The sequence below is a fragment of the Streptomyces sp. NP-1717 genome (genome assembly GCF_022695985.1).
Classification (GTDB): domain Bacteria; phylum Actinomycetota; class Actinomycetes; order Streptomycetales; family Streptomycetaceae; genus Streptomyces.
Genome location: NZ_JAAPBF010000305.1, coordinates 1 through 6,776, shown reverse-complemented (window position 1 = coordinate 6,776; position 6,776 = coordinate 1). Strand labels below are relative to the sequence as shown.

Annotated in this window: 6 protein-coding genes and 1 pseudogene; 6 read left to right on the top strand and 1 reads right to left on the bottom strand. The window is 71.8% G+C overall.

What is annotated here, in order from left to right; genetic code table 11:
- The 6 genes and pseudogenes from GXP76_RS32845 to GXP76_RS32820 form a co-directional block, all read left to right on the top strand.
- Positions 1–305, top strand: a pseudogene (locus tag GXP76_RS32845) (hypothetical protein); the annotation flags it as partial.
- The gene (locus tag GXP76_RS32840) at positions 302–697 is read left to right on the top strand and encodes a GntR family transcriptional regulator (RefSeq protein WP_242575268.1); all 396 of its coding nucleotides are present in this window, start codon (positions 302–304) and stop codon (positions 695–697) included. The pseudogene GXP76_RS32845 and the gene GXP76_RS32840, both read left to right, overlap by 4 nt.
- Positions 698–760: 63 nt before the next feature.
- Positions 761–1,201: a MerR family transcriptional regulator gene (locus tag GXP76_RS32835; protein ID WP_242575270.1), complete on the top strand. Its 441-nt coding sequence runs from the start codon at positions 761–763 to the stop codon at positions 1,199–1,201.
- Positions 1,198–1,530 (top strand): thioredoxin, encoded by a 333-nt coding sequence (gene trxA / locus GXP76_RS32830; RefSeq protein ID WP_242575267.1) that lies wholly within the window; start codon positions 1,198–1,200, stop codon positions 1,528–1,530. The genes GXP76_RS32835 and trxA overlap by 4 nt, the downstream gene beginning before the upstream one ends.
- Before the next feature lie 176 nt (positions 1,531–1,706).
- Positions 1,707–4,013, top strand: coding sequence for a UvrD-helicase domain-containing protein (locus GXP76_RS32825; RefSeq protein WP_242575266.1), 2,307 nt, complete (start codon positions 1,707–1,709; stop codon positions 4,011–4,013).
- Positions 4,014–4,061: 48 nt separating this feature from the next.
- On the top strand, positions 4,062–4,241 hold the full coding sequence (locus GXP76_RS32820) for a hypothetical protein (RefSeq protein ID WP_242575265.1): 180 nt from the start codon (positions 4,062–4,064) through the stop codon (positions 4,239–4,241).
- Between the two features lie 32 nt (positions 4,242–4,273).
- Here GXP76_RS32820 and glgB read toward each other — a convergent pair whose 3' ends face one another.
- Positions 4,274–6,556: a 1,4-alpha-glucan branching enzyme gene (gene glgB / locus GXP76_RS32815; RefSeq protein WP_242575269.1), complete on the bottom strand. Its 2,283-nt coding sequence runs from the start codon at positions 6,554–6,556 to the stop codon at positions 4,274–4,276.
- Between the last annotated feature and the right edge of the window lie 220 nt (positions 6,557–6,776).

Sequence of the window (6,776 nt, the reverse complement as noted above, 5' to 3'; positions counted from 1 at the left end):
TCGGTGTCGGGAGCGTCGTCTGTGCGCTGGCCCTGCGGCGCGTCACCGCGCGGGCCGGGGACGACGGGCGGCGGCGGGTCAGGGCGCGGGCGACGGTCGGGGCGTGGGGCGTGTTGGTGGCCGCACCGCTCTTCGCCGTATCGTCGACCATGGCCGTGGCCCTGGACACCCTCCCGTGCGGCGGGCGGGCCGGTGGCCTCGGTGCGCTGGGCCTGGCGTGCGTGGCGCTCGTCTCGGCCGTCTCGGCCGGCTGGTGCCTCGTCGCACTGCTCGTGCCGGACGCTCACATCGAGGAGAGGCCATGACTGCCGGCGGGCTCAGTATCCGGGTGGATTCCGGCGCCCCCGTTCCGCCGTTCGAGCAGATCAGGGCGCAGCTCGCGGATCTGATCTCGGTGGGGCGCCTGCGCGAGGGCGACCGGCTGCCCCCCGTACGGCAGCTCGCGTCCGACCTCGGACTCGCCAACAACACCGTCGTCCGGGCCTACCGCGAGCTGGAGTCGGCGGGGCTCGTGCACAGCAGGCGCGGTTCCGGTACGCGCGTCGCCGCGGCGGTGGGCGCGGTGGACGACAACGCCAGGGCCGTGCTCGCCGAGCGCGCCCGCGAGTTCGCGACCGCCGCGCTGCTCCTCGGCACCACCGACGAGGACGCGCTGGCCGCGGTCCGCCACGCGCTCGCGACGGCGCGGACGCCGTGAGGCTCGCGTAGCCGCCCATGAGCCGTTGCCTTGACGTCGGCGTCAAGGATTACCGTCGTGGACATGCGCATCGGCGAACTCGCGGAGCGGGCGGGGACCAGCACCCGGACTCTGCGTTACTACGAGTCCCGCGGGCTGCTGCCCGCCCGGCGGGCGGGGAACGGCTACCGCACGTACGACGAGGGCGATCTGCGGCTGATCCAGCAGATCCGGACCCTTCAGGACTTCGGGTTCGGTCTGGAGGAGACGCGGCCGTTCGTGGAGTGTCTGCGCGCCGGGCACCCGGCCGGGGACTCCTGTCCCGCCTCGCTCGACGTGTACCGCGGCAAGCTCGCCGAACTGGACGAGCTGATCGGCCGGCTCGGCTCGATCCGCGCCCAGGTCGGCGAGCATCTCGCCCAGGCGGAGGCCGCCCGGAACGAGGCGGAACAAGCCCGGCCCACCGGGCCCGAGCCGCTGTGCGAGCTCACCATCCACCAGCTCCGCGAGGGAGAAGACACATGATCCAGGCAGAGGGCGTCGCCGTGGTGACGGACGCGACCTTCGACGACGAGGTACTGAGGGCCGGACTCCCGGTGCTGGTGGAGTTCACCGCCGACTGGTGCCCGCCGTGCCGCCAGCTCGCGCCGGTGCTCAGCGCCGTGGCCGAGGAGGAGGCGGCGCGGCTCAAGGTCGTCCAGCTCGACGTGGACACGAACCCGGAGACCATGAACCGGTACGGCGTCCTCGCGATGCCGACGCTGCTGGTCTTCCGGGCCGGCGAACCGGTGAAGTCGATGGTCGGCGCCCGCCCCAAGCGCCGGCTGCTCCAGGAGCTTCAGGACGTCCTCTAGAGAGCGGCACCGCGGACCCCCGATCGGTCCCCGCGCACAAAAATACCCCGGCACCGAATTGACGGTCGGGGTATTGCTCTGCGTATATTTGGTGTTTCGGCTTTCGCCGCATCTTACGTGCATGCGCAGGCTCGAAAATCAATCAACTGAGCAAACCGTATCGGACAGGGGCTGAATTGTCAACCGAGGAATTGCGGAGCGAACAGCAATTCGTCTCGCTCCTCCATGAGCGTCTCGACGCGCTCCGGGAGCAGGCGGAAGACGCCGTGCGGACGTCGATCGGGCAGGTCAGCACGGGTCGTCAGGCCATGGTGGAGCGGGACATCAGGGTCGCCGAGCACTCCGGCACCGTCACCACGCTGAATGCGGTGGAATCCGGACTCTGTTTCGGCCGTATCGATCTCGACGACGGCGCCAGCCACCACATCGGCCGTATCGGAATGCGCCAGGACGACGCGGAACACACCCCGCTGCTCATCGACTGGCGCGCCCCCGTCGCCCGCCCTTTCTATCTCGCCACCGGCTATTCGACGATGGGTCTGCGCCGCCGTCGGCACATCACCACCGAGGGGCGGCGGGTCACCGCGCTCCACGACGAGATCATGGACCCCGGCGACACCACCCGCACCGGCCACGAGGACCCGGACGGCGACGCCGTGCTGCTCGCCGCGCTCGACTCGGCCCGCACCGGGCGGATGAGCGACATCGTGCGGACCATCCAGGCCGAGCAGGACCGCGTCATCCGCGCGCCCTACCGAGGGGTGCTCGTCGTGGAGGGCGGCCCCGGGACCGGCAAGACCGCCGTCGCGCTGCACCGGGCCGCGTATCTGCTGTACGCGCACCGTGAGCGGCTGGCGCGGCGCGCCGTGCTGATCGTCGGGCCCAACCCCGCCTTCCTCGGGTACATCGGCGAGGTGCTGCCCTCCCTCGGCGAGAGCGGTGTGCTGCTGGCGACGACCGGCGAACTCTTCCCCGGCGTACGGGCGACCGCCACCGACACGCCCGCCGCCGCGGCCGTCAAGGGACGCGCGGAGATGGCGGACGTGCTGGCCGCCGCGCTGCGCGACCGCCAGACGGTGCCCGATCCGCACATCGAGATCGAGCACGACGACGGGACGCTCCAGCTGGACCGCGCGATGGCCGAGGACGCGCGTGCCCGGGCCCGTGACACCGGCCTCCCGCACAATCTCGCCCGGCCGCACTTCGCCTTCTCCGTCATCGACTCCCTCACCGAACAGCTCGCCGAGCGGCTCGGGGCCGACCCGTACGGCGGCCCGAACCTCCTCGACCCCACCGACGTCGCCCAGCTCGGCAAGGCCATCGCCACCAGCGCGGCGGTGCAGTCCGCGATCGACGAGCTGTGGCCCACCCTCACCCCGCAGGACCTCGTCGCGGACTATCTGACCGCGCCGACCCATCTCCCCGACGGGGACGGCGAGTTGATCAGGCGTCAGGTCAGCGGTGACGACCACTGGACCCCCGCCGACGTCCCCCTCCTCGACGAGGCCGCCGAACTGCTCGGCGAGGACGACGCCGCCGCGCGCGCCGCCGCCGAGTCCGAGCGGCGCGAGCGGATCGAGTACGCCCAGGGCGTGCTGGAGCTGAGTTACGGCTCCCGTACCTACGAGTTCGAGGACAAGGACGAGGAGGACGCGGAGGTCCTGCTCGCGCACGACCTCATCGACGCCGAACGCCTGGCCGAACGCCAGGAGGAGACCGACACCCGCAGCGCCGCCGAGCGCGCCGCCGCCGACCGCACCTGGGCCTTCGGCCACATCGTGGTGGACGAGGCACAGGAACTGTCCGCGATGGCCTGGCGGTTGCTGATGCGCCGCTGCCCGGCCCGCTCCATGACGCTGGTCGGCGACCCGGCGCAGACCGGGGACGTGGCAGGCTGCGACTCCTGGCAGCAGATCCTGCGACCGTACGTCGGTGAGCGCTGGGAGCATGTCCGGCTCGGCGTCAACTACCGTACGCCCGCCGAGATCATGGCCTTCGCCGCCGGGGTGCGGCGCCTTGAGGACCCCGCGTTCGAGCCGCCGAAGTCGGTCCGCTCGACGGGAGTCGGCCCGTGGGTACGGGAGGTCGGTCCGGCCGACGTGGTCCGTACGGCCGCCGCGAGCGCAGTCGGACACGCGGCCTCGCACGCGGCGGAACACGGCGCCGCCGGACGCCTCGCGGTGATCGCCCCCGCCGCGCTGCTGCCCGCGCTCGCCGCCGAACTCCCGGGCGCCTCCTGGGGAGTCGCCCCCGACCTCACCCGGCCGGTCGTCCTGCTCGATCCCCGGCAGGCGAAGGGGCTGGAGTTCGACACGGTGATCGTCGTGGACCCGGAGGCCGTTCTGGACGGTTCACCGCGCGGCACCAACGACCTGTACGTGGCGCTGACCCGGGCGACCCAGCGACTCGGCATCGTACGGAATGTCACTGTCCCGCCCCGACTCGCTTACGAGAGCGCCACCACCGGGTCCACGGGGTCGTGAACCCGGCCCCCGGACGGGCACGGTCGTCATGTCCACAACGGGGGAGACATGCGCCGTACGAGAAGCCGCGGCAAGCGCGGACGCGCCGGCGCCGGCACGGTGGCGGGAGTGCTCGCCGTGGCGGCGACGGTCGTCGCGCTCGTGCTCTCCGTACGGCACGTCCCGGCGTGCGACCCGGCGCCCGCCGGGAAGCCCGCCGTGACGTGGCACGCCGGTTCATCCTGCTGAGCGACGCCCGGGAGAGCCGCGCCGGCGCCGGATCACACCGGCTTCAGCCACAGCGTCGCGAGCGGCGGCAGCGTCAACTGGACGCTCGCCGGGCGGCCGTGCGTGGGGACCGCCTCCGGCTTGAGGGTGTCCATGTTGAACACGTCCCCGCCGCCGTACCGCCCCGCGTCGGTGTTGATCACCTCCGTCCAGCCCGAGACGCCCCCCGGGACACCGATGCGGTACTGGTGGCGCACCACCGGTGAGAAGTGGGAGACGGCGAGCAGCGGCGCGCCCTGCGCGTCGAAGCGCAGGAACGCGAACACGTTGTCCTCCCCGGCGTCCCCCTCCACCCATGCGAAGCCCTCGGGGACGGTGTCGCGCTGCCACAGCGCCGGGGTCCGGCCGTAGACCGTGTTCAGGTCGCGCACCAGGTCCCGTACGCCGCGGTGGTCGGCCTCCGCCGCGTACGACGGGTCCAGCAGCCACCAGTCCGGGCCGTGACCCTCCGACCACTCCGCGCCCTGGGCGAACTCCTGCCCCATGAAGAGGAGTTGCTTGCCCGGATGCGCCCACATCCAGCCGAGGTACGCCCGGTGGTTGGCCCGCTGCTGCCACCAGTCGCCGGGCATCTTGGAGACCAGCGACCGCTTGCCGTGGACGACTTCGTCGTGCGAGATCGGCAGGACGTAGTTCTCGCTGTACGCGTACACCATCGAGAAGGTCATCTCGCCGTGGTGGTACTTGCGGTGCACCGGCTCCTTGGAGACGTAGTCCAGGGAGTCGTGCATCCAGCCCATGTTCCACTTCAGCCCGAAGCCGAGACCGCCGAAGCCGCCGGGGCCGATGTGGTGGGTGGCGCGGGTGACGCCGTCCCAGGCCGTGGACTCCTCGGCGATCGTGACGGCACCGGGACAGCGGCGGTAGACGGTCGCGTTCATCTCCTGGAGGAAGGCGACGGCGTCCAGATTCTCCCGCCCGCCGCGCTCGTTCGGCGTCCACTCGCCGGCCTCGCGAGAGTAGTCGAGGTAGAGCATCGAGGCGACGGCGTCGACCCGCAGACCGTCGATGTGGAACTCCTCGCACCAGTAGACCGCGTTGGCTACGAGGAAGTTGCGCACCTCGGTGCGGCCGAAGTCGAACTCCAGCGTGCCCCAGTCGGGATGCTCGGCGCGGGACGGGTCCGCGTGCTCGTACAGCGGCCTGCCGTCGAACTGGGCCAGCGCCCACTCGTCCTTCGGGAAGTGCGCCGGCACCCAGTCCACGATGACGCCGATACCCGCCCGGTGCAGCGTGTCCACCAGGAAACGGAAGTCGTCGGGCGTGCCCATCCGGGAGGTCGGGGCGTAGAAGCCGGTGACCTGGTAGCCCCACGAACCACCGAAGGGATGCTCGGCGACCGGCATCAGCTCGACATGCGTGAAGCCCAGATCCTTCACGTACGAGGGGAGTTGGAGCGCCAGCTGACGATACGTCAGTCCAGGTCGCCAGGAGGCGAGATGGAGCTCGTAAACGGAGAACGGCGCCTCGTGCACCGGCAGGTCGCCGCGGTGCGCCATCCACTCCTCGTCGTGCCACACGTGGTGCGACTCCGTGACGATCGACGCCGTCGACGGCGGCACCTCGGTGCGGCGGGCCATCGGGTCGGCGCGCAGCGTGTGCGAACCGTCGGGGCGGGTGATGTCGAACTTGTAGAGCGCGCCCTCGCCGACACCGGGCACGAACAGCTCCCACACGCCGGTCGAGCCGAGCGAGCGCATCGGGTAGACCGTGCCGTCCCAGTAGTTGAAGTCCCCGGCGATCCGCACGCCCTGCGCGTTCGGCGCCCAGACCGTGAAGCGGGTGCCCGTGACGCCCTGGTGGACCATCGGGCGGGCGCCGAGCGCGTTCCACAACTCCTCGTGCCTGCCCTCGCCGATGAGGTGCAGATCGAGGTCGCCGAGGGTGGGCAGGAAGCGGTACGGGTCCTGCGTCTCCAGCTCGTCGACCTCCTCGGCGCTGCCCGCGCCCTCCTCGGCCGTGAGGCCGTAGCGCACCAGGAGCGAGTACTCGGGGACCTTGCGCCACGGCAGGACACCGGAGAACAACCCGTCCCCGTCGTCGTGCAGTTGGGCCCGCAGACCGTCGGCGACGACGCTCACGCCCTTCGCGTACGGGCGCAGCACCCGCAGGACGACCCCGCCCTTGCCGGTGTGGGCGCCGAGCACGGAATGCGGGTCGTGGTGGGAGCCGCCGAGCAGCCGGTGCCGGTCGGACTCCGGCAACGCCGGTGCGGGGCGCACGACATGGCCGCCGGGCTCCTTGCGCGGTTTCGACGGCCTCGGCGGTTTCGGCACTCCGGACGGCTTCGGCTCCTTCGCGGTCTTGCCGGCGGCCCCGCCCGGCTCGTCCGCGCGGCCCGCCTTCTCGGCTCTTGCGGTCCTTTCGGGCTTCGCGGCCTTCCCGGCCCTGCCGGACTTCGCCTCCTTCGCCTCCTTGGCTTCCTTCCCCTCCCCCGCCGGGGTCTCGTCGCGCTTGTTCCGGCGCGAACCGGCGGGAGCCGGGAGGCCGTTGGCG